The sequence below is a fragment of the Pantoea sp. AN62 genome, assembly GCF_050432985.1.
In the GTDB taxonomy this organism is placed as follows: domain Bacteria; phylum Pseudomonadota; class Gammaproteobacteria; order Enterobacterales; family Enterobacteriaceae; genus Pantoea; species Pantoea brenneri.
The window spans coordinates 42,341-63,129 of record NZ_JBNPYB010000014.1; the positions used below are offsets into that span (position 1 = coordinate 42,341).

Here is a 20,789-nt window from a genome sequence, read left to right on the forward strand (position 1 = left end):
GAACAATTCTTAACATCCACCATAATCCCTGACATACCCCACTTTGCGGGCATTATCACCCGGCTTAACAGCGGGCGCAGGCTGTTATTTTCTATTCTTCCCGACCGGCAGATGCTCTACAATGTGAAAAAATGATAAATCTCAGGGAGCGAATATGATTCCGGTTGAACGTCATCAACAGATTCTGGCGCTGGTGGCCGATCGTGGCGTGGTGAGCATTGCTGAACTGACCGAGCGGCTGGGCGTGTCGCACATGACTATCCGGCGTGATGTGCAAAAGCTGGAGGAGCAAGGCGCGGTGCTGTCGGTGTCAGGGGGAGTACGTTCGGCGGATCGGCTGGCGGCCGAACCGTCACATCTGACCAAAAGTGCCTTGTACAACGATGAGAAGCGGGCGATTGGTCGCTATGCCGCTCAGCACATCCCGCGCAATAGCTGCATCTATCTGGATGCCGGCACCACAACGCTGGCGCTGGCGCGGGAAGTGGTGGATCGGGACGATTTACTGGTGGTGACTAATGATTTTATGGTGGCTAACCTGCTGATGGAAGCCAGTCACTGCCGGGTGATCCACACCGGCGGTACGGTCTGCCGTGAGAACCGTTCCTGCGTCGGCGAGTCGGCAGCGCGCAGCCTGCGTCATCTGGCGATCGACATCGCCTTTATTTCCGCCTCCTGCTGGGGGCCGCGCGGGCTGTTTACGCCGGATGAGGATAAGGTGACGGTGAAGCAGACGGTCAGCGAGGTGAGCAGTAAGCGGGTGCTGCTGAGCGACAGTTCGAAATACAACAAGATTGCGACCTTTCTGGCCCTGCCGCTGGAGAAGTTTGATCTGGTGGTGACCGACAGTCAGTTGAGTGAGGCGGGACGGATGGCATTGAACGCCGGACACTGGGAGCTGGTGCTCGCCAGTTAAGACTTTCGCCGCCCTCCCGTTTTTAGCGCGGGAAGGCGGCGAGGTTTAGCGCGATTAAATCTCTTCGCTGAACTGCGGCACCGGGTTACGGAAGCTGCGGGTCACGAACGCCAGATAGATAATACCAATGGTCGCCCAGATCAGACCCAGCACCATTGAACTCTCTTCCAGGTTCACCCACAACGCACCGACCGTCAACGCACCCATCAGCGGCAGAACCAGATACTGGAAGTGATCTTTCAGCGTACGGTTACGCTTTTCACGGATCCAGAACTGGGCAATCACCGACAGGTTAACGAAGGTGAAGGCCACCAGCGCACCGAAGTTAATCAGCGCCGTTGCGGTCACCAGGTCGAAGTTAATCGCCATCAGCGCAATCGCACCCACCAGCAGCACGTTGAGCGACGGGGTACGCCATTTCGGATGAACGTAACCGAAGAAACGCTCCGGGAACACGCCATCACGGCCCATCACATACATCAGACGTGAGACGCCGGCATGCGCCGCCATACCGGATGCCAGCACCGTGACCACCGAGAAGATCAGGATGCCGACCTGCAGCGCTTTACCGGCAACAAACAGCATGATTTCAGGCTGAGAGGAATCCGGGTCCTGGAAGCGCGTGATGTCCGGGAAGTAAAGCTGCAGGAAGTAGGAGGCGATGATGAAGATCACGCCGCCAATCAGCGCGGTCAGGAAAATCGCACGCGGAATGGTACGTTCTGCATCTTTGGTCTCTTCTGACAGTGAGCTGATGCCATCAAAGCCGAGGAACGAGAAACAGAGTATCGTCGCTCCGGTGATCATCGGCACCACGTGCGCGTTCTCAGACCAGAACGGTTTGCTGCTGGCCAGCGTGCCGGCACCAACGCCGTTCGCCACGCCATAAATTACCATCGCCGTAATCCCGACCATGACAATCACCTGCAGCACCACGATCACGCTGTTAAAGTTGGCGACAGTTTTGATGCCCTTGAGGTTGGAGAGCGTCATAAAGCCGACCAGCAGCACCACGAAAATCCACGAAGGGATGCCGGGCACCAGCGATTCGAAATAGTTTTTCGCCAGCAGGATGTTGATCATCGGCATGAACAGGTAGTCCAGCAGCGATGACCAGCCGACCATAAAGCCGACGTGCGGACTGATCGCCTTCTGAGCGTAGGTATAAGCGGAGCCCGCAGAGGGGAAGCGGCGTACCAGCTTACCGTAGCTCACGGCAGTAAACAGAATCGCAATCAGCGCGAAAGCGTAAGCCGTCGCGACGTGACCGTCGGTCAGCCCGGAAACGATGCCAAAGGTATCGAACAGGGTCATAGGCTGCATGTAGGCTAAGCCCATCATGACGACCGGAAGTAACGTTAGCGTTTTTTTCAGCTGTGCACGCTGTGGTGCAGCGGAGGTGTTAAGCGACATGCTTCAGTCCCTCCTGCGCAACAACCTGACTGGGTTGGGTCACAGGGCAACTGCGCATTAAGCGACAGGGAGTAAGGTTGGTGATCAACGCGGCGCCGTAGTCATCACGAAAACGCGCACCAGCCTGAGCTGGCAGTGTGGAAAACATCCCCATCTTTGTATCCTCAATCTCACGCTAACGCGTGTTTTCAGTGTTTATCTATCCGGGTGCGTGCCCGGCCTCGGTTAAGTCAGCGAAAAACTATTTGTTAAAACAGGATGCAAAAAAAATAACCGGCGCGGTAAGCGTCGGTTATGGTCTGATTTTGCAGGCCGCGTATTCTGCCTCATCCCAGGGCCGAAATACAAGCCACCGGGGCACCGGATGCAAAAAAAAAGGTTATCAGGCGTTTTTCAGCATCCAGTCAATCTCCGTTGCGGTTATCAGCCGTTCGAACTGCATCAGTTCATAATTCTTGCAGCTATACCAGACGCTGGCAAAGCGTTCGCCGAGTAATTTTTGCAGCGGATAGCTGTTGTTGAACTCATACAGAGCGTCACTCTGCCGAATCGGCAGCGCCAGACCCTCGGCGTGATGGCCGTTGCCGGTCACCGGCTGTGGCAACGGCAGCTGGGTATCCAGACCGTGCAGCATCCCGGCAAGTATCGCCGACACCACCAGATAAGGATTGGCATCCGCCCCCGCTACCCGGTATTCGATGCGATGATTATCGATATCGCCGCACGGCACCCGCAGCGCCACGGTGCGATTGTTATGGCCCCACGACGCCTGCAACGGTACGTAAGCCTCCGGCACAAAGCGGCGATAGGCGTTAACATTTGGTGCCAGCAGCGCCATCGAGGCGGGCATCAGGTCGATCATTCCGGCCAGCGCGCGCTTCATCAGCGGCGAGTCACTGCCGTCATCACAGGCGAAGGCGTTGTGATCGGCGGCATCCAGCATACTGATGTGGACATGCATGCCGCTGCCCGCATACTCCTCATATGGCTTGGCCATAAAGGTGGCGGTCATAGCGTGATTTTCAGCCACCTGACGGATCAGCCGTTTCAGCTGCACCGCGTGATCGCAGGCGCGCAGTACGTCGCCAGTATGATGCAGGTTGATTTCGAACTGACCCGGCGACGCTTCAGCCAGCGCGCCATCGGCCGGAATACCCTGCTGACGCGCCAGATCGTCAATATCACGCAGCACATCGGCGAAATGATCGAGATTATCGACCGAATAGACCTGGCTCTGCATATTGCGTTCATCGCTGCCCGGCGCGCACGGCGGCTGGATGAAGCCCTCGGCATCGCGCTTTTTATCCACCAGATAGAACTCCAGCTCTACCGCTACCACCGGAAACAGGCCTCGGTTGCGCAACTGTTGCCACAGCCGGTTAAGGACATTTCGGGGTTCAACGTCAAAGGGAGTGCCATCTTGGTTGCACATGGTGAGCAGCAGTTGCGCGATGTGCTGAGGATCGGAAGCGGAGGGAACTAAGGTGCCCGCGACGGGCAGACAGAGGTTGTCAGGTTCGCCCAAAGACTGGCCGAGTCCGGCTTCTTCCACCGTGTTGCCGAGGATATCCATGGCGAACACTGAGGCGGGGAAGTAACAGCCCTTTTCCAGCTTTGGCAGCGCTGAGACGGGAATGCGCTTACCGCGAAAGACACCGTTTAAATCGTTTAACAGAATGTCGACATACTGCGTTTCAGGATGGCGCTCCAGCCAGGCTTTCACCTCAAGCTGGAACGCGCTGGTTCGTTTCTCTTCACTGTGAAGCGTGAAGTCTTCCACTTCTACCAGGTTAGTCATGATCTCACCCGCCCCTATTCGGTTTGCGCAATGCTCAAAATAACAGCCACTCCTCTAACATAGCGCCAACATAAAAAGTGTGCAAATGTAACAAATCTGTTTGAAGAACAAACAGCAGATTGCTAGATTGACAAAATATTGCACACTTAACCGCCAGACGTGCCCTTTCGGTAGATATTTCGAACAGCGATGCGAGGACGTGAGATGGGCATTATTTTTGACAAACCCTTGATTGGCGTAGTGATGTGCCAGAGCCACATCGGTGGCCATCTGACGCAAACGGTGCACAACAAATACCCCGACGCGGTGATCCTCGCGGGCGGCGTTCCGCTTGCCCTGCCCCACAGCCTGATGAACGCTCCCCACCTATTAGAAAACGCTATGACGGTGCTGGATGGCCTGCTGCTGACCGGCAGTCCGAGCAATATCGAACCCTGGCATTACGGTGAAGCCGGTGAAGAGCCGCACGCCGATCCGGGTCGCGATCGTCTCGCCTTCCAGCTGATTACCTGGGCCACCAGCCGAAAGATGCCGATGCTGGGGATCTGCCGTGGAATGCAGGAACTGGTGGTGGCTAACGGCGGTGCGCTGTGGCGCGATCTCAGCCAGCAAAAACAGTTCCAGCGCCATCATGAAGATGAGACCCAGCCGCTGGATCAGCAGTACGCCCCGGCGCATCCGGTGACTATTGAAGCGAATGGGCTGCTCAGTTCCCTGCTCGACAGCACGCAGCCGCTGCAGGTTAACTCGTTGCATCATCAGGGCATACGCGAACCGGGCCCGCAGCTGCGGGTTGAAGCACGCGCGCCGGACGGGCTGATTGAAGCGGTCAGCCTGCGCCATCATCCCTTCGCGCTGGCGGTGCAGTGGCACCCGGAATGGCAGGCGGATCGCACAACCGGCTCGCGTCAGCTGTTTGACGGTTTTATCCAGGCCGCAGTTCGCTTTCATAAGGAAAAAGATCATGAATGACGCCACGCTGGCACCCGGACGCCGGCTGTCGCAGATCCGTCAGGCGCTGGGTTTGTCACAGCGCCGCGTGGCTGAACTGGCGGGCCTGACCCACAGTGCCATCAGCACCATTGAGCAGGATAAAGTCAGTCCGGCCGTCAGTACCTTACAGAAGCTATTAAAGGTATACGGGCTCTCCCTGTCGGAATTTTTCTCAGAACCGAAAGCCGACGCCACGCCTAAAGTGATTGTCCGTCCGGACGATCTGCTGGAAATCGGCAGTCAGGGCGTCTCGCTGAAGCTGGTCGAAAATGGCAATCCGCAGCGCTCGCTGGGCATGCTGCTGGAAACCTATCAGCCTGGCGCCAGCACCGGCGAAAAACTGCGTCATCCCGGTGAGGAGACCGGCACGCTGCTGGCGGGCGAAATCACCTTAGTGATTAACGGCCAGAGCTTTCACCTGTACGCCGGTGAAAGTTACGTGATTGATACCGGCCTGCCGCACAGTTTTACCAATACGTCTGACGAACCCTGCCGCATTGTCAGTGCCCATACGCCTGCCAATTTCTGAGCGCATCAAGGAGGTAGTTATGAATTACGTGGAGAGTTATTACGCCGCGACCGCCAATCCACACGCGCCGTGGCCGACGTTGCAGGAGAGCATTCAGTGTGATGTCTGCATTATTGGCGGCGGCTTCACCGGCCTGTCGGCGGCGCTGCATCTGACCGAAGCGGGTTACGAGGTGGTGGTGCTGGAAGCAGCGCGCATCGGCTTTGGTGCCAGCGGGCGCAACGGCGGTCAGGTGGTCAATTCCTACAGCCGCGATGTGGACGTGATCGAACAGCGTTACGGCAAAGAGAGCGCACGGATGCTGGGCAGCATGATGTTTGAGGGAGCAGAGATCATCCGCGATCGTATAGATCGTTACGCCATTGCCTGCGACTACCGGCCCGGCGGCATTTTTGCGGCACTTAATGCCCGCCAGATGGCGCACCTGCGTAAACAGAAAGCGTTATGGCAGCAGTATGGCAATCATGATCTGGAGTTGCTGGATGAGCGCGGGATTCGTCGTGAAGTGGCGACCGAGCGCTACGTCGGTGGGTTGCTGGATCGGCGCGGCGGCCATCTGCATCCGCTCAACCTGGCACTGGGTGAAGCGGAAGCGATTCGGCGGCACGGCGGACGTATCTATGAACAGTCCGCCGCAGTGAAAGTGGCCTACGGCTCGCCGAATCGGGTAAAAACCGCGCACGGTGAAGTCACTGCAAAATTTGTGATTTTCGCCGGTAATGCCTATCTGGCCAGTGAAGTTGAGCCCCGTCTGAGCGGTAAAAGCATGCCGTGCGGCTCGCAGATTGTGGCCACCGAGCCGCTGTCACCCGATCAGGCGCTGTCGCTGCTGCCGAATAATCATTGCGTGGAAGATTGTAATTATCTGCTCGACTATTTTCGTCTGACCGCCGATAACCGGCTGCTGTATGGCGGTGGCGTGGTTTACGGCGCGCGCGAGCCGGGCGATATTGAGGCGCTAATCCGGCCAAAGCTACGCCGCACCTTTCCTCAGTTGCAGAACGTAAAGCTGGATTTCAGCTGGAGCGGTAATTTTCTGTTAACGCTGTCCCGTATGCCGCAGTTTGGCCGGCTGGAGAATAATGTCTATTTCATGCAGGGCGACAGCGGCCACGGCGTGACCAGCACCCATCTGTCCGGCAAGCTGATCAGCGAAGTGCTGCGCGGCGATGCCGAGCGTTTTGATGCCTTCGCCCGCCTCCCTCACCTGCCGTTTCCCGGCGGACGACGTTTCAAGGTGCCACTGACCGCCATGGGAGCGGTGTGGTACGCCATTCGCGATCGTTTAGGGGTTTGATGTAGCGCCAGGCCCCTGCCCGGCGTGCTTAGCTGAAAAGCGGGGTCGGGGCAGGCTCTGGCGTGCTTTCGCAGGCTTTAAGTATGTTGTAACTATGAGATGGCAGGCGTGGTCTGCCTTGATGGCTGTTCCGGTGACGTGCGCCCGGAACAGCAGCTTCCGCTTTACTCCAGCGGCATTTTAACCGGATCGTCGTAGCGATATTCAAAGCCCAGCTCGGTGCAGATGCGCGAGCCATCAATCAGTTTGCCGCTTTCGTTAGCGGTTTCCGGCGCGAAGTGTGGCGGTTGCAGCCCCAGCTGACGGGAGACCGCCGGGTAAAAGGTATCGCGCGACGGATGTTTTGCGGCGCACAGGTTATACACCCGTCCCCCTTTTGGCGTCTGCAGCAACAGCGTAATCGCCTCAACCACGTCATCCAGATGTACCAGGTTAACGCCCTGTGACCCATTCGCTACCTGTTGCTTACCGGCCAGAAACCGGCCCGGATGGCGCTTCGGTCCCACCAGCCCGGCAAGGCGGACGATATCGACGCTGGTGCCCGGCAGATCGTGCAGCCAGTTCTCCAGTTTAACCAGCGTTTTGCCGGCCACGGTTTCGGGCGTCAGCGGAGTGGTTTCGCGTTTGATGCCCGATCCGCTGCCGTACACCGAGGTCGAGCTGGTAAAGATGATGCGCGGAACGTTATAGACCAGCGCGCTGTCCACCACGTTCTGGACCGCCTGCAGATAGGCTTCGCCCCCTTCCGCCGTGCGGCTGGCGGGTAACGTCACCACCAGCGCATCGACGTTGAACAGCGGCTCGACATCGGCGGCATCACAGATAAGTTCCGGCGTCAGCTCCAGCTGAAAGGCTTCGATGCCGCAGCGGCGTGCCGCATCCACCCCATCCGGCGTGGTTTTGCTGCCGGTTACCTGCCAGCCTCGTGCGGTTAACGCCGTGGCCAGCGGCATGCCCAACCAACCCAGCCCCACAATTGCGACCTTCTTCATTTTGACTCCTGGCGTAAAACATCAACCCTGACTTCAACGTAGTTTGCCCCCGGATTGCAAATCAGAACAACCTGTTTCAGTGCTTTCCGAACCACCTGGTTAAAAAAGGGTTGCCAATCGCGGCCATCTTCGCTAGGTTAAACCTCACAAATGAATACTCATTCATCTACGGAATTTTTTATGACACGCGTTCAGTTCAACCATCACCACCACCATCATCCTGACTAGTCTTTCAGGCGATGTGTGCTGGAAGACTTTTAAGATCTTCCAGTGGTGCGAACGCAAGAGAACCCCCGGAAGATCGTCTTCCGGGGGTTTTTTTATGGGCTGAAGCATATCCACCAACCAGGACAGGAATAATAGCCTATCCCATCAGGCTATTTTATTTGCCACTCTGGCCCTGGGCGGTGCTCACCATCCTTACGTACTGCGTGTACGTTCCGGTTGTTGCGCGCTGTCCGTGACCAGACTGACTGCAACAATATACGCCTACCGGAATAGGCTTAAAGAGGACAGGAACCATGTTAGATAACACCCGTTTACGCATAGCTATGCAAAAATCCGGCCGTTTAAGTGATGATTCACGCGAACTGCTGGCGCGCTGCGGCGTTAAAATCAACCTTCAGCAACAGCGCCTGATTGCGTTTGCGGAAAACATGCCGATCGATATCCTGCGGGTGCGTGATGACGATATTCCTGGCCTGGTGATGGATGGCGTGGTCGATCTGGGGATTATTGGCGAGAACGTGCTGGAAGAAGAGTTGCTGTCTCGCCGTGCCCAGGGTGAAGACCCGCGCTACTTCACGCTGCGTCGCCTCGACTTCGGCGGTTGCCGTCTGTCGCTGGCGATGGCGGTTGATGATGAATATACCGGTCCGCAATGCCTCGATAATGCCCGCATCGCCACCTCTTATCCGCACCTGTTAAAGCAGTACCTCGATAAAAAAGGCGTCAGTTTCAAAACCTGTATGCTGAACGGTTCCGTTGAAGTGGCAACCCGCGCCGGGCTGGCAGATGCGATCTGCGATCTGGTCTCGACCGGTGCCACGCTGGAAGCCAACGGTCTGCGCGAAGTCGAAGTCATTTACCGCTCGAAAGCGGTGCTGATTCAGCGCGACGGCGAGATGCCTGCCGCCAAACAGGAACTGATCGACAAGATGATGACCCGTATTCAGGGCGTGATTAAAGCGCGTGAATCAAAGTACATCATGCTGCATGCGCCAAGCGAGCGGCTGGAAGAGGTCATCAGCCTGCTGCCCGGTGCCGAGCGCCCGACCGTGCTGCCGCTGGCCGGTGATGTCAGCCGCGTGGCAATGCACATGGTGAGCAGCGAAACCCTGTTCTGGGAAACGATGGAAAAACTGAAAGCGCTGGGTGCCAGTTCGATTCTGGTGCTGCCAATTGAGAAGATGATGGAGTAAGCCATGGCCTTTTCTACCCCGATTGACTGGCAGCAATGCAGTGCAGAACAGCAGCAGGCGCTGTTGTTACGTCCGGCTATTGCCGCCTCAGAGAATGTGACCCAGACGGTACGTGACGTGCTGGAGCAGGTAAAGGCGAAGGGCGATGAGGCCCTGCGCACCTTCAGCGCCCGCTTCGATAAGGCGCAGGTTGATAATCTGCGCGTTACGCCGCAGCAGATCAGCGACGCCAGTGCCCGGCTCAGCGATACGCTGAAACAGGCGATGGCGGTGGCGGTAGCCAACATCGAAACCTTCCATAATGCGCAGATCCTGCCGCCGGTCGATGTTGAAACCCAGCCGGGCGTGCGCTGCCAGCAGATTACCCGCCCGGTTCAATCGGTCGGGCTCTACATTCCTGGCGGCTCTGCGCCGCTGTTCTCTACCGTGCTGATGCTGGCAACGCCAGCGCGCATTGCCGGATGCGGGCGCGTGGTGCTCTGCTCACCGCCGCCGATTGCTGATGAGATCCTTTATGCTGCCCAATTGTGTGGCGTTGAAGAGGTGTTTCAGGTCGGCGGCGCGCAGGCGATTGCCGCCCTCGCCTTTGGCACCGAAACGGTACCGCGGGTAGATAAAATTTTTGGTCCGGGCAATGCCTGGGTGACGGAAGCGAAGCGTCAGGTCAGTCAGCGGCTGGACGGGGCGGCAATTGATATGCCGGCCGGTCCGTCAGAGGTGCTGGTGATTGCCGATGCGGGTGCCACGCCCGCCTTCGTCGCCTCGGATCTGCTGTCCCAGGCCGAGCACGGTCCGGATTCGCAGGTTATCCTGCTGACGCCTTCGCGGACGCTGGCCGACGCGGTCGCTGACGCGGTTGAACAGCAGCTGGCGCAGTTGCCACGTGCCGCTACCGCGCGTCAGGCGCTGGAGAGCAGTCGTCTGATCGTGGCGCGCGACCTGCAGCAGTGTGTAGAGATTTCAAACCAGTATGGCCCGGAGCACCTGATCCTGCAGACCCGCCAGCCGCGCGAACTGGTGGAGTCAATTACCAGTGCCGGTTCAGTATTCCTCGGCGACTGGTCGCCGGAATCGGCGGGTGACTATGCGTCGGGAACCAATCACGTGCTGCCGACCTACGGTTATACCTCGACCTGTTCCAGCCTGGGTCTGGCTGATTTCCAGAAACGCATGACGGTACAGGAGCTGACGCCGCAGGGCTTCCTTAACCTGGCCGCCACCATTGAAACGCTGGCTGCCGCCGAGCAGCTGGATGCCCACAAAAACGCTGTCACCCTGCGCGTTGCCGCACTGAAGGAGCAAGCATGAGCCAGAATATCGAGCAACTGGCGCGCGCCAACGTTCGCGCGCTGACGCCTTATCAGTCGGCACGCCGGCTGGGTGGTAATGGTGATGTCTGGCTCAATGCCAACGAGTTTCCGCTGCCGGTGCCGTTTGAGCTGTCGCAGCAGACGCTGAACCGCTACCCGGAATGCCAGCCCAAAATAGTGATTGAGCGTTACGCGGCCTATGCCGACCTGAAACCGGAGCAGGTGCTGGTCAGCCGCGGCGCCGACGAGGCGATTGAACTGATCATGCGGGCGTTTTGTGAGCCGGGCCAGGACGCGATTCTGTTCTGCCCGCCGACTTACGGCATGTACAGCGTCAGCGCGGAAACCATCGGCATTGAGTACCGCACGGTGCCGGCGCTGGCCGACTGGCAGCTTAACCTGCCTGCCATTGCGGACCAGCTGGAAGGCGTTAAGGTGGTTTACCTCTGCAGCCCGAATAACCCGACCGGCAACCTGATCAATCAGGATGATATCCGTCAGCTGCTGGCGATGACCGCTGGCAAAGCGCTGGTGGTGGCAGACGAAGCCTATATTGAGTTCTGTCCGCAGGCGACGCTGACCGGCTGGCTGAAAGATTATCCCAACCTGGTGATCCTGCGCACCCTGTCGAAAGCCTTTGCGCTGGCTGGCCTGCGCTGTGGCTTTGCGCTGGCGAATCAGCCGGTAATCGATCTGTTGATGAAGGTGATTGCCCCCTACCCGCTGGCGACGCCGGTGGCGGATGTGGCCGGTCAGGCGCTGAGCGAGCAAGGCATCGCCCTGATGCGTGAACATGTGGCACAGCTCAACGACAATCGCAGCTGGTTACTGGCGGAACTGGCGAAGCTGGCCTGCGTCGAGCAGGTTTTCGCCAGTGAAACCAACTACGTGCTGGCGCGGTTTACCGATTCACCAGAAGTGTTTAAAACCTTATGGAATCAGGGCATTATCCTGCGTGACCAGAACAAAAATCCGGGCCTGTCGGGATGCCTGCGCATCTCCATCGGCACGCGTGAAGAGTGCGGACGTGTGATCGCCGCGCTGCAAGCCTTATCTGTGGAGCAAGCATGAGCCAGAAGACCCTTTTTATTGACCGCGATGGCACCCTTATCTCTGAGCCGCCTGAAGATTATCAGGTGGATCGCATGGACAAACTGGCCTTTGAGCCGGACGTGATCCCGGCACTGCTGGCGTTGCAGGCCGCCGGTTACCGTCTGGTGATGATCACCAATCAGGATGGACTGGGCAGCTCAAGCTTCCCACAGGCGGACTTTGACGGCCCGCACAACCTGATGATGCAGGTGCTGACCTCGCAGGGTATCGCGTTTGATCAGGTGCTGATTTGCCCGCACCTGCCGGAGGAAAACTGTGACTGCCGCAAGCCGAAAACCAAAATGGTGGAAGCCTGGCTGGCCGAAGGCGCGCTGGATACCGCCAACAGCTACGTGATTGGCGATCGCCTGACCGATGTGCAACTGGCAGAGAACATGGGCATTCAGCCGATCCGTTACGGTGCTGAAGGGGAAAACTGGCAGACCATTCAGCAGCGTCTGACCCAGCGCGATCGCCATGCGCTGGTGCAGCGTAATACCAAAGAGACCCAGGTGCGGGTCGAGCTGTGGCTGGATCGCGAAGGCGGCAGCAAAATCAACACCGGCGTCGGCTTCTTTGACCACATGCTGGACCAGATTGCGGTGCACGGCGGTTTCCGCATGCATATCGAAGTGAAAGGCGATCTCTATATCGACGATCACCACACGGTGGAAGATACCGGGCTGGCGCTGGGTGAAGCATTGCTCAAAGCGCTGGGCGACAAACGCGGCATTGGCCGGTTTGGCTTTGTGCTGCCGATGGATGAATGTCTGGCACGCTGTGCGCTGGATATCTCCGGCCGCCCGCACATCGAATTTAAAGCGGAATTCAACTATCAGCGCGTCGGTGACCTGAGCACCGAAATGGTTGAGCACTTCTTCAGTTCCCTCTCCTACGCCATGATGAGCACCCTGCATCTTAAAACCAAGGGTAAGAACGATCATCACCGCGTCGAAAGCCTGTTTAAAGCCTTTGGCCGCACCTTGCGCCAGGCAATCCGCGTTGAAGGTAATACGCTGCCGAGCTCGAAAGGAGTGCTGTGATGAACGTGGTGATCATGGATACCGGTTGCGCCAACCTCTCGTCGGTAAAATGGGCGATTGAACGTCTGGGGTATACCCCGGAAGTCAGCCGCGATCCCGATGTGGTACTGCGCGCCGACAAACTGTTTCTGCCGGGCGTCGGTACGGCGCAGGCGGCGATGAATCAGTTGGAAGAGCGTGACCTGATCGATCTGGTCAAGGCCTGTACCCAGCCGGTGCTGGGTATCTGTCTCGGCATGCAGCTGCTGGGACGCGGCAGTGATGAAAACGGCGGCGTGCCGACGCTGGGTATTATCGACCAGCCGGTCTCGCTGATGGACACGCACGGTCTGCCATTGCCGCACATGGGCTGGAACCAGATTACCGCGCAGGCGGGCAATCACCTGTTCCGCGGCATTGATGAAGGCTGCTACTTCTACTTCGTGCACAGCTACGCCATGCCGGTCAACGCCAGCACTATCGCCCAGTGTCACTACGGTGAAGCCTTCACCGCGGCGGTGCAGAAAGATAACTTCTTCGGCGTACAGTTCCACCCGGAACGCTCGGGCAAAGCGGGCGCGCAGTTGCTGAAAAACTTCCTGGAGATGTGATGATTATCCCCGCGTTAGATTTAATCGACGGCAAAGTGGTCCGTCTGCATCAGGGCGATTATGGCCAGCAGCGCGATTACGGCAGCGATCCGTTGCCGCGTTTGCAGCAGTATGCGCAGGAAGGCGCCACGGTGCTGCATCTGGTGGACTTAACCGGCGCGAAAGATCCGGCAAAGCGGCAGATTGCGCTGCTGAAAACCCTGCTCGACGGCGTCGAGGTGATTGTGCAGGTCGGCGGCGGCATTCGTCATCGTGACGATGTGAAGGCGCTGCTGGACGCCGGAGCCAGCCGTGTGGTGGTCGGTTCGACCGCGGTAAAACAGCCTGACGAGGTAAAACGCTGGTTTGCCGAGTTTGGCGCAGAGGCGATTGTGCTGGCGCTGGACGTGCGCATTGATGCTGATAACCGCAAAGAAGTGGCGATCAGCGGCTGGCAGGAAGCGGCGGGCGTCACGCTGGAGCAGGTGATCGCCGATTTTCAGCCAGTCGGCCTGAAACATGTGCTGTGCACTGATATTTCCCGCGACGGCACCCTGAGCGGCTCAAACGTTGCACTTTACCAGGAAGTGACCGCTCGCTTCCCGCAGATTGCCTTCCAGTCCTCGGGCGGCATTGGTGAACTTAACGATATCGCGGCCCTGCGCGGCAGTGGCGTACAGGGCGTGATCGTCGGACGTGCGCTGCTGGAAGGTAAATTCACAGTTTCGGAGGCTATTTCATGCTGGCAAAACGGATAATTCCCTGTCTTGATGTACGTGACGGCCAGGTGGTGAAAGGCGTGCAGTTTCGCAATCACGAGATCATTGGCGACATCGTGCCACTGGCGCAGCGTTATGCCGCCGAAGGTGCCGATGAGCTGGTATTTTATGATATCACCGCCTCATCCGATGGCCGGGTGGTTGATAAAAGCTGGGTATCGCGGGTCGCTGAAGTGATCGATATTCCGTTCTGCGTGGCTGGCGGTATCAAAACCCCGGAAGACGCCGCGCGCATTCTGGAGTTCGGTGCCGACAAGATTTCGGTTAACTCACCGGCGCTGGCCGATCCCTCGCTGATTACCCGGCTGGCTGACCGCTTCGGCGTACAGTGCATTGTGGTCGGCATTGATACCTGGTTCGATGAAGCCAGCGGCAAGTATCAGGTCAATCAGTACACCGGCGACGAAGCCCGTACCCGGGTGACGCAGTGGGAAACGCTGGATTGGGTGCAGGAAGTGCAGAAGCTGGGTGCTGGCGAAATCGTGCTGAACATGATGAACCAGGATGGCGTGCGTAACGGTTATGACCTGGTGCAGCTGAAAAAAGTGCGTGAAGTCTGTCATGTACCGCTGATCGCCTCTGGCGGCGCAGGCACCATGCCGCATTTTCTCGAGGCATTTACCGATGCCAACGTCGATGGCGCGCTGGCGGCCTCGGTGTTCCATAAGCAGATTATCAATATTGGTGAGCTGAAAAGCTTCCTGATCGACAACGGAGTGGAGATTCGCGCGTGTTAACCGAACAACAACTGGCCCAGCTCGACTGGGACAAAACGCAGGGCATGATGCCGGTGATTGTGCAGCATAACGTCTCAGGCGAAGTGCTGATGCACGGTTATATGAACCAGCCGGCGCTGGAAAAAACCCTGGCCGAAGGCAACGTGACCTTTTTCTCGCGTACCAAAAACCGGTTATGGACCAAAGGCGAGACCTCCGGCAACTTTCTGCAGGTAGTCAGCATCACGCCAGACTGCGATAACGATACGCTGCTGGTGCTGGCGAATCCCATCGGTCCGACCTGCCATCTCGGCACCTCCAGCTGCTTCTCCCCGGCCGCTGCGGAGTGGACCTTCCTCTATCAGCTGGAGCAGCTGCTGGCGTCACGTAAGAGCGCCGATCCTGAAAGCTCCTACACCGCCCGGCTCTACGCCAGCGGCACCAAGCGCATCGCGCAGAAAGTAGGAGAGGAAGGCGTTGAAACCGCCCTGGCGGCCACGGTTAACGATCGCCATGAGCTGACCAATGAAGCCTCCGATCTGATCTATCACCTGATGGTGCTGTTGCAGGACCAGGACTTAGACTTCAGCGCGGTAATCAATAACCTGCGCGCCCGTCATCAGTAAAATATGCAATAAGCTGCTCAAAATCAGGCTGAGACGACGATTTTGAGCAGCATCCTTCTCAAAAATGACTCTGCCAGGGATGGGATTTGACTATCTCGATCAGCGCATTGAGAGCTGGCAACGATGAATAAAACACTGTCTCCCTTGGAACGAGAAGCCATTATGCTCACGCTGCGACAGCAGTTTATTCAGGAAGAGCTGACGCAGGGCGAGCTACCCAAGCTGCTTCGTAAAAAAGTGTTGGGGTTTTCTCAACAACGCTACGTGCTGCTGGCAGGAATTAGCCGACGGACGCTGTCCGATATTGAGCAGGATAAAGGCAACGCCACCTTAACTACGCTGAATCGCGCCTTTAAACCGTTCGGTCTCAGGACAGGGCTATTACCGCGTCAGCCAGCCGCATCTGCTGCAAACCCTGATCCAGCAACGCACTGCGCCAGGAAAGCACCATGACAACCCATGAAAAACTGATCGCCCTGCTCGACCAGCACCAGGCACGCTATCGACTGATGGAACATCTGGCTACCGGTAAGTGCGAAGCGGTGGCGGCGATCCGCGGTACCGAGGTCGGTCAGGGTGCCAAAGCGCTGGTCTGCCACGTCAAAGGCAATGGTGTTAAGCAACATGTCCTGGCGGTGCTGCCCGCCGATCGGCAGGCGGACCTCAGCAAAGTGGCTGCCGCAGTGGGTGGACGTCGCGCCTCGCTGGCCAGTCCGGCAGAAACCGATGCCCTGACCGGCTGTGTGTTTGGCGCTATCCCGCCATTTAGCTTTCACCCCGCTTTAGCCCTGGTGGTTGATCCGCTGCTGTTTGAACGCTATCCGGAGATCGCTTTTAACGCCGGTCTGCTGGATCGCTCGGTGATCCTTAATACCGAAGATTATCGGGCGCTGTGCCGTGCTAACGTCGTGAAAATAATCCAGTAATTGCCATCAATGCGGGTCAACGTTACTCTGCGTTAACCCTCATCACGACAAAAGAAGACCTTAATATGGCAATGAACCGCTTTTCTAACCGCCTGCGTCAGACGCTGATGCTGGCTGTAATGGCTGGCAGTACCTTTGGTGCGCAGGCAAAAATCGACCAGGTACGCTTCGCCGTTGATCCCACCTATCCTCCGTTTGAATCCAAAACCCCGCAGGGTAAACTGGTCGGTTTCGATATCGATCTGGGCAATGCGCTTTGTGCCCAGATGCAGGCGAAGTGCGTCTGGGTTGAGAGCCAGTTTGACGGCATGATCCCGGCGCTGAAGGCGCGTAAGTTCGATGCCATCCTGTCGGACATGGGCATTACGGAAGAGCGTCTGAAGCAGATCGATTTCACCGTGCCACTGTACGACACCCACACCCAGCTGATTGCCCGTAAAGGTGCTGGCGTGCTGCCGACGGCGGAATCCCTGAAAGGCAAAACGGTGGGTGTTGAACAGGGAACGGTGCAGGAGCGTTATGCCCTGGCGAAATGGCAACCGCATGGCGTGAACGTGGTGCCGTATGGCGATCAGGCACAGGTCGAGAGTGATTTAGTTGCCGGTCGTCTGGATGCGGTGTTTACCGATGCGGCGCAGGCGGCAATTGGCTTCCTCAAACATCCGCAGGGGAAAGATTTCGAGCTGGCAGGCCCGATTGTTCAGGATCCGATTATCGGTCCCGGTACCGCTATTGGCCTGCGCAAAGGTGACGCGGAGCTTAAAACCGCGCTGGATAATGCCTTTAGCGAGATCAAGAAGAATGGCACCTTCGACCAGATCCAGAAGCGCTATTTCGCCACCGATATCTCTATTCAGCAGTAACGGCGCGAGCCGGCTTTTCCGTCATTGACTGCGATCCGGCACTATACTCTAACCTTTTCGGGACGGCGCACTGTCGTCCTTCGCCGACTACAGGACATTAACACGGTATGCATCAACAACATCATCCTCTGTTAAGCGCCTCTTTAGGCACCCAACGTGAAATCATCAGTTTCCATTTTGCTGAAAACCACTCGCGTCAGGTTTATATCCAGGCTGCGCTGCATGGCGACGAGTTGCCGGGTATGGCGGTGGCGTGGTTTTTAAAGCAGCGGCTGCAGGCGCTGGAGTCAGCCGGCCAGCTGAGAGCCGCTTTCACACTGGTGCCGGTCGCCAATCCGCTGGCACTGGGCCAGCACTGGCACGGCACTCATCTTGGTCGTTTTCATACCTTATCGGGACAGGATTTTAATCGCCGCTTCCCCTCGCTGGGCGAGACGCTGGCAACCGGGCTGGCCGACAGTCTGACCCAGAGCGAAGCGCAGAATAAAACGCTGATCCGTGAGGCGATCGATCGTCACTACCGCGATACGGTGCCAAAAACCGAGCTGGACGCGCAGCGTTTTACCCTGATGCGTATGGCCAGCCAGGCGGATCTGATGATTGATCTGCACTGTGACTGGGAAGCGGTGCCGCACCTTTACACCACGCCGCACGCCTGGCCGGATATCGAGCCGCTGGCGCGCTGGTTAGGCAGTGAAGTACAACTGCTGGCGCAGATTTCAGGCGGCGAACCGTTTGATGAAGCCTGCTGTGAGCCCTGGCTGACGCTGGCCGAACGTTATGGCAAAGATTTCCCGATGCCGCGCGGCTTGCTGCCGGTCACTCTCGAACTGCGTGGTGTGCGCGATGTCTCTCCGGAGCAGGCAGAGAAAGATGCTGATGCGATTATTTCGGCGTTGCAGGAAGGCGGCTATATCGGTTACAGCGAACCGGCGGTGTCGGTGGAAGTGGCGGCCCCGGTGATTGGCGGCGATGAACTGGTATCGGTGACCACCGGTGGCGAAGATGTGGTGGCAATTGGCGAAAACGGTACCGGCCTGAGCGCGCCTGAGGTGGTCGAAGCAGCCGATGAGCAGAGCATGATTAAAGAGCGCTACAGTGAAGGTTCAGCTACACCCTCGCCTGCCCTGAAGAATCCACCGACGCCATTGGCGGCCTGTGAATACATTCATTCGCCGGTTTCCGGTTTGATCCTGCACCGCAAGCCACTGGGCGCGCGGATTCGCGCTGGCGAAGTGGTGGCAGAAATTGTTGATCCGGTCACCGATCAGATCACGCCATTAATGGCTGAGCACGGTGGCATTCTGTATGCGAGACACTGGGTACGGTTTGCAACGGCAGGCATGCTGGTGGTGAGACTGGCGGGCGAGAGTGAGATTCGGAGCGGGGATTTACTGGTGGGATGAAATTAAGCAGAGTACAAAAGTGCTCTGCTTAATTAAATTATAGATTAACGGTGAGTTTCTTTAATCCCAGGCCAAGTATCCTTGCATCGCCGCTTTCTCCATGACTCAAAGGTGATGAAGGATGAACAGGCGTAATAACAAGCTCACTTGATTGTTCTTTGTTAGAAAATGCCAGCCCTTGAATATTACCTATAGTTTTAAATTCAACTCTTTTGACTTCGCTGCCGACTTTAATATCGACTAAGCCCCCTTCATCATTTTTAAAAGAGTTTGCTTCAATCTCGATTTGTACGTCATGTGGTAACGGTTTTTTGAAAGTGATGACTACTGATCTGCTTATCGCAGCATCAGTCCATCTTCCCCAGGATTCCCTATAAGAAAGGCCCGCCATACTTTTTACAAATTCAGGCTTACCCGGAAAACTGAAGTCTATAGCATTACCATTGTAAGAGGTCTCACTCAACGGTATTTCGAGCTGGCTAATTCTATAGTCATAATTAGTACTACCGCCCTTCAATTTTGAAAAATCCAGGCTTGAAGAATACTCATTTGATGATATTTGTACGGTATCAACTTTTCCAGCAAGAGAACCGTATGCTAAACACAGCCCATAAAATTTATCCATTGTGTAAGTAAATACATGGTTAATTTTAAAACAATCATCAATCCAGAAGAATTTATCGTTTTTATCGAACATACTAAGCTGTTGGCTCAGACTATAATCTGCGTCACGATCGAAAAAAGGATCGACACTATTTTTATTGATTTTAAATAAAGCGGGCAATTTGAAGGAAGTGTCACCAATCTCTATTTTTCCAGCATCTTGTATTATTTTAAATTTTTCTATTACTTTTGGAAAACCCCAAAGCTCGATCACAGAATTTTTCCATGAGTTAACTTTACTAATCATATCGGGAAAAGAATCAAATAAAGAATCGCTTTGTAAAGAGCTTCTACCTAATCCTAACTTGGTATCACCTCCTAATAAATCAAGGATTGTAGCCCCATTATCAAATGTATTTCTAAGCTTGCCAGTATTTACGTCTTTTCTGATACCATCACTATCAATGACCATGAAAAGATTTCTTCTAGATAACTTATTCAGAGCAAAACTTGCAGTGTTATTCATTGCGAGATGATCTGAACTTACGACAATAACTGTATTTTTAAATGAAGGTAAAGCGACTATCTTTTTAATGAAATGTGCAATTTGCTCCTGTGAGCAGCTCACGGCGCTCATTGATGAGTTATATACTCCATTATAATTATAGCTTTTCTTCTGACAATTCTTAGATATAAAGCCGTCTGGGTGGTGCGTATCAACCGTCAGCAAAAAAAGCCCAAAGGGTTTTTTATTATCCACGAGCTTAAGATAATTATCATATGCAATAGCAAAAATTGTATCATCATACCAACCCCAGTCATTAATATATGACTTGTCAGTTATTGAATGAGCCAATTCTTCCCTACCAGATAAATGTTCAAATCCATGGTTTGAAAAGAATAGTCTCTTACCACCAAAATCTAAATCAGCTCCCTGAATGAACGATAAGTTATAGCCAGATGATTTCAAAATATCCCCTAAACAAATAGTTCCAGGGAAAAAGCTAGATAAGGAATCTGACGAGTTACCAGAAAAGGGCGCAAAGAGTGGTAAACCACACTGAGAAGCAACTATTCCGGCTATAGTATAATCAGTACCAGGCAACTGAATTGTATTATTGAAGTCGTAGGATTTATCTTTAATATCTGAGAGCTCATCAGTTAAGCCTGGAAACGTATTTTTATCAAAATAGGTCCGCTCCAGACTTTCAGCGTAGATATAAACAATATTTTTCTTGGGACCTGAATTTTTTTTATTTGTTTGATAATAATACTTTGAAAAATCCCCAGCCTCGCCATTCATTCTCGACGAGATAATACTATAGACACCTGTAACTCCAGGATTAGATAAAAAAGAAGCTACAAAAAAAATGAAAATATCGCGTATTTTCTTTTAGATGTATTATGATTTTCTTTCCGACCTGACAATGACACCTTCACAGATATAATCGTAAACAACACTGAAAAGAGCAAAAGAAGAGCAAACGGCAGTAGGTA

General features: G+C 55.6%; 21 protein-coding genes and 1 other annotated feature. Of the genes, 17 read left to right on the plus strand and 4 right to left on the minus strand.

What is annotated here, in order from left to right:
• The first annotated feature begins 154 nt into the window (after positions 1–154).
• Positions 155–916: a DNA-binding transcriptional repressor YgbI gene (gene ygbI / locus FHW04_RS16950; RefSeq protein WP_031375364.1), complete on the plus strand. Its 762-nt coding sequence runs from the start codon at positions 155–157 to the stop codon at positions 914–916.
• 54 nt (positions 917–970) lie between these two features.
• Here ygbI and FHW04_RS16955 read toward each other — a convergent pair whose 3' ends face one another.
• Both FHW04_RS16955 and FHW04_RS16960 read right to left on the minus strand, forming a co-directional pair.
• Entirely contained in the window at positions 971–2,329 is a 1,359-nt protein-coding gene (locus FHW04_RS16955) for an APC family permease (protein ID WP_069729544.1), read from the minus strand.
• 382 nt (positions 2,330–2,711) lie between these two features.
• Positions 2,712–4,127, minus strand: coding sequence for a glutamine synthetase family protein (locus FHW04_RS16960; protein WP_046288221.1), 1,416 nt, complete (start codon positions 4,125–4,127; stop codon positions 2,712–2,714).
• 204 nt (positions 4,128–4,331) lie between these two features.
• Between FHW04_RS16960 and puuD the strand changes: the two genes are divergently transcribed.
• Genes puuD through FHW04_RS16975 form a run of 3 tightly spaced genes read left to right on the plus strand, consistent with a single transcriptional unit; the run spans position 4,332 to position 6,946 of the window.
• A complete protein-coding gene (gene puuD / locus FHW04_RS16965; protein ID WP_046288220.1) occupies positions 4,332–5,099 on the plus strand; it encodes a gamma-glutamyl-gamma-aminobutyrate hydrolase in 768 nt (255 codons plus the stop codon).
• Complete coding sequence (puuR, locus tag FHW04_RS16970; RefSeq protein ID WP_031375362.1) at positions 5,092–5,649, plus strand: HTH-type transcriptional regulator PuuR; 558 nt, start codon at positions 5,092–5,094, stop codon at positions 5,647–5,649. Before puuD ends, puuR begins: the two co-directional genes overlap by 8 nt.
• A gap of 19 nt (positions 5,650–5,668) precedes the next feature.
• Complete coding sequence (locus tag FHW04_RS16975) at positions 5,669–6,946, plus strand: NAD(P)/FAD-dependent oxidoreductase (protein ID WP_031375361.1); 1,278 nt, start codon at positions 5,669–5,671, stop codon at positions 6,944–6,946.
• Between the two features lie 164 nt (positions 6,947–7,110).
• Here the strand turns inward: FHW04_RS16975 and FHW04_RS16980 are convergent, their stop codons facing one another.
• Entirely contained in the window at positions 7,111–7,938 is an 828-nt protein-coding gene (locus FHW04_RS16980; protein WP_031375360.1) for an SDR family oxidoreductase, read from the minus strand.
• Positions 7,939–8,118: 180 nt separating this feature from the next.
• Between FHW04_RS16980 and hisL the strand changes: the two genes are divergently transcribed.
• The 13 genes from hisL (at position 8,119) to FHW04_RS17045 (ending at position 18,689) form a co-directional block, all read left to right on the plus strand.
• Positions 8,119–8,166, plus strand: a complete 48-nt coding sequence (gene hisL, locus FHW04_RS16985) for a his operon leader peptide (RefSeq protein WP_100396937.1) — start codon at positions 8,119–8,121, stop codon at positions 8,164–8,166.
• Positions 8,142–8,262: a sequence feature (His leader region), on the plus strand. It overlaps the preceding gene by 25 nt.
• A 197-nt stretch (positions 8,263–8,459) precedes the next feature.
• Positions 8,460–9,359 (plus strand): ATP phosphoribosyltransferase, encoded by a 900-nt coding sequence (gene hisG, locus FHW04_RS16990; protein WP_031375359.1) that lies wholly within the window; start codon positions 8,460–8,462, stop codon positions 9,357–9,359.
• A 3-nt stretch (positions 9,360–9,362) separates the two neighbouring features.
• Entirely contained in the window at positions 9,363–10,667 is a 1,305-nt protein-coding gene (gene hisD, locus FHW04_RS16995) for a histidinol dehydrogenase (RefSeq protein WP_089561752.1), read from the plus strand.
• On the plus strand, positions 10,664–11,740 hold the full coding sequence (gene hisC / locus FHW04_RS17000) for a histidinol-phosphate transaminase (protein ID WP_089561751.1): 1,077 nt from the start codon (positions 10,664–10,666) through the stop codon (positions 11,738–11,740). Before hisD ends, hisC begins: the two co-directional genes overlap by 4 nt.
• Entirely contained in the window at positions 11,737–12,804 is a 1,068-nt protein-coding gene (gene hisB, locus FHW04_RS17005) for a bifunctional histidinol-phosphatase/imidazoleglycerol-phosphate dehydratase HisB (RefSeq protein ID WP_031375356.1), read from the plus strand. The genes hisC and hisB overlap by 4 nt, the downstream gene beginning before the upstream one ends.
• A complete protein-coding gene (gene hisH, locus FHW04_RS17010) occupies positions 12,804–13,394 on the plus strand; it encodes an imidazole glycerol phosphate synthase subunit HisH (protein ID WP_031375355.1) in 591 nt (196 codons plus the stop codon). The genes hisB and hisH overlap by 1 nt, the downstream gene beginning before the upstream one ends.
• Positions 13,394–14,131 (plus strand): 1-(5-phosphoribosyl)-5-[(5-phosphoribosylamino)methylideneamino]imidazole-4-carboxamide isomerase, encoded by a 738-nt coding sequence (gene hisA, locus FHW04_RS17015; RefSeq protein WP_089561750.1) that lies wholly within the window; start codon positions 13,394–13,396, stop codon positions 14,129–14,131. The genes hisH and hisA overlap by 1 nt, the downstream gene beginning before the upstream one ends.
• Complete coding sequence (gene hisF / locus FHW04_RS17020; protein ID WP_031375353.1) at positions 14,113–14,889, plus strand: imidazole glycerol phosphate synthase subunit HisF; 777 nt, start codon at positions 14,113–14,115, stop codon at positions 14,887–14,889. Before hisA ends, hisF begins: the two co-directional genes overlap by 19 nt.
• Positions 14,883–15,494: a bifunctional phosphoribosyl-AMP cyclohydrolase/phosphoribosyl-ATP diphosphatase HisIE gene (gene hisIE / locus FHW04_RS17025; protein ID WP_089561749.1), complete on the plus strand. Its 612-nt coding sequence runs from the start codon at positions 14,883–14,885 to the stop codon at positions 15,492–15,494. Before hisF ends, hisIE begins: the two co-directional genes overlap by 7 nt.
• Before the next feature lie 123 nt (positions 15,495–15,617).
• Positions 15,618–15,947 (plus strand): helix-turn-helix domain-containing protein, encoded by a 330-nt coding sequence (locus tag FHW04_RS17030; RefSeq protein WP_227021892.1) that lies wholly within the window; start codon positions 15,618–15,620, stop codon positions 15,945–15,947.
• A complete protein-coding gene (locus FHW04_RS17035) occupies positions 15,944–16,420 on the plus strand; it encodes a YbaK/prolyl-tRNA synthetase associated domain-containing protein (protein ID WP_089561748.1) in 477 nt (158 codons plus the stop codon). The genes FHW04_RS17030 and FHW04_RS17035 overlap by 4 nt, the downstream gene beginning before the upstream one ends.
• A 71-nt stretch (positions 16,421–16,491) precedes the next feature.
• Positions 16,492–17,283 (plus strand): ABC transporter substrate-binding protein, encoded by a 792-nt coding sequence (locus FHW04_RS17040; protein WP_089561771.1) that lies wholly within the window; start codon positions 16,492–16,494, stop codon positions 17,281–17,283.
• Between the two features lie 107 nt (positions 17,284–17,390).
• Entirely contained in the window at positions 17,391–18,689 is a 1,299-nt protein-coding gene (locus FHW04_RS17045; RefSeq protein ID WP_089561747.1) for a succinylglutamate desuccinylase/aspartoacylase family protein, read from the plus strand.
• A gap of 37 nt (positions 18,690–18,726) precedes the next feature.
• Here FHW04_RS17045 and opgB read toward each other — a convergent pair whose 3' ends face one another.
• Positions 18,727–20,679, minus strand: a complete 1,953-nt coding sequence (gene opgB, locus FHW04_RS17050; protein ID WP_179420057.1) for a phosphatidylglycerol--membrane-oligosaccharide glycerophosphotransferase — start codon at positions 20,677–20,679, stop codon at positions 18,727–18,729.
• Between the last annotated feature and the right edge of the window lie 110 nt (positions 20,680–20,789).

What these genes read in the sequence shown, in the direction of transcription:
- hisF (WP_031375353.1), top strand. Translation starts at nt 14,113, where the DNA reads ATGCTGGCAAAACGGATAATTCCCTGTCTTGATGTACGTGACGGCCAG.
- FHW04_RS16975 (WP_031375361.1), top strand. Translation starts at nt 5,669, where the DNA reads ATGAATTACGTGGAGAGTTATTACGCCGCGACCGCCAATCCACACGCG.
- hisD (WP_089561752.1), top strand. Translation starts at nt 9,363, where the DNA reads ATGGCCTTTTCTACCCCGATTGACTGGCAGCAATGCAGTGCAGAACAG.
- ygbI (WP_031375364.1), top strand. Translation starts at nt 155, where the DNA reads ATGATTCCGGTTGAACGTCATCAACAGATTCTGGCGCTGGTGGCCGAT.
- FHW04_RS16980 (WP_031375360.1), bottom strand. Translation starts at nt 7,938, where the DNA reads ATGAAGAAGGTCGCAATTGTGGGGCTGGGTTGGTTGGGCATGCCGCTG.
- hisC (WP_089561751.1), top strand. Translation starts at nt 10,664, where the DNA reads ATGAGCCAGAATATCGAGCAACTGGCGCGCGCCAACGTTCGCGCGCTG.
- FHW04_RS16960 (WP_046288221.1), bottom strand. Translation starts at nt 4,127, where the DNA reads ATGACTAACCTGGTAGAAGTGGAAGACTTCACGCTTCACAGTGAAGAG.
- FHW04_RS17035 (WP_089561748.1), top strand. Translation starts at nt 15,944, where the DNA reads ATGACAACCCATGAAAAACTGATCGCCCTGCTCGACCAGCACCAGGCA.
- puuR (WP_031375362.1), top strand. Translation starts at nt 5,092, where the DNA reads ATGAATGACGCCACGCTGGCACCCGGACGCCGGCTGTCGCAGATCCGT.
- FHW04_RS17040 (WP_089561771.1), top strand. Translation starts at nt 16,492, where the DNA reads ATGAACCGCTTTTCTAACCGCCTGCGTCAGACGCTGATGCTGGCTGTA.
- FHW04_RS17045 (WP_089561747.1), top strand. Translation starts at nt 17,391, where the DNA reads ATGCATCAACAACATCATCCTCTGTTAAGCGCCTCTTTAGGCACCCAA.
- FHW04_RS16955 (WP_069729544.1), bottom strand. Translation starts at nt 2,329, where the DNA reads ATGTCGCTTAACACCTCCGCTGCACCACAGCGTGCACAGCTGAAAAAA.
- hisH (WP_031375355.1), top strand. Translation starts at nt 12,804, where the DNA reads ATGAACGTGGTGATCATGGATACCGGTTGCGCCAACCTCTCGTCGGTA.
- hisB (WP_031375356.1), top strand. Translation starts at nt 11,737, where the DNA reads ATGAGCCAGAAGACCCTTTTTATTGACCGCGATGGCACCCTTATCTCT.
- FHW04_RS17030 (WP_227021892.1), top strand. Translation starts at nt 15,618, where the DNA reads ATGAATAAAACACTGTCTCCCTTGGAACGAGAAGCCATTATGCTCACG.
- hisA (WP_089561750.1), top strand. Translation starts at nt 13,394, where the DNA reads ATGATTATCCCCGCGTTAGATTTAATCGACGGCAAAGTGGTCCGTCTG.
- puuD (WP_046288220.1), top strand. Translation starts at nt 4,332, where the DNA reads ATGGGCATTATTTTTGACAAACCCTTGATTGGCGTAGTGATGTGCCAG.
- hisG (WP_031375359.1), top strand. Translation starts at nt 8,460, where the DNA reads ATGTTAGATAACACCCGTTTACGCATAGCTATGCAAAAATCCGGCCGT.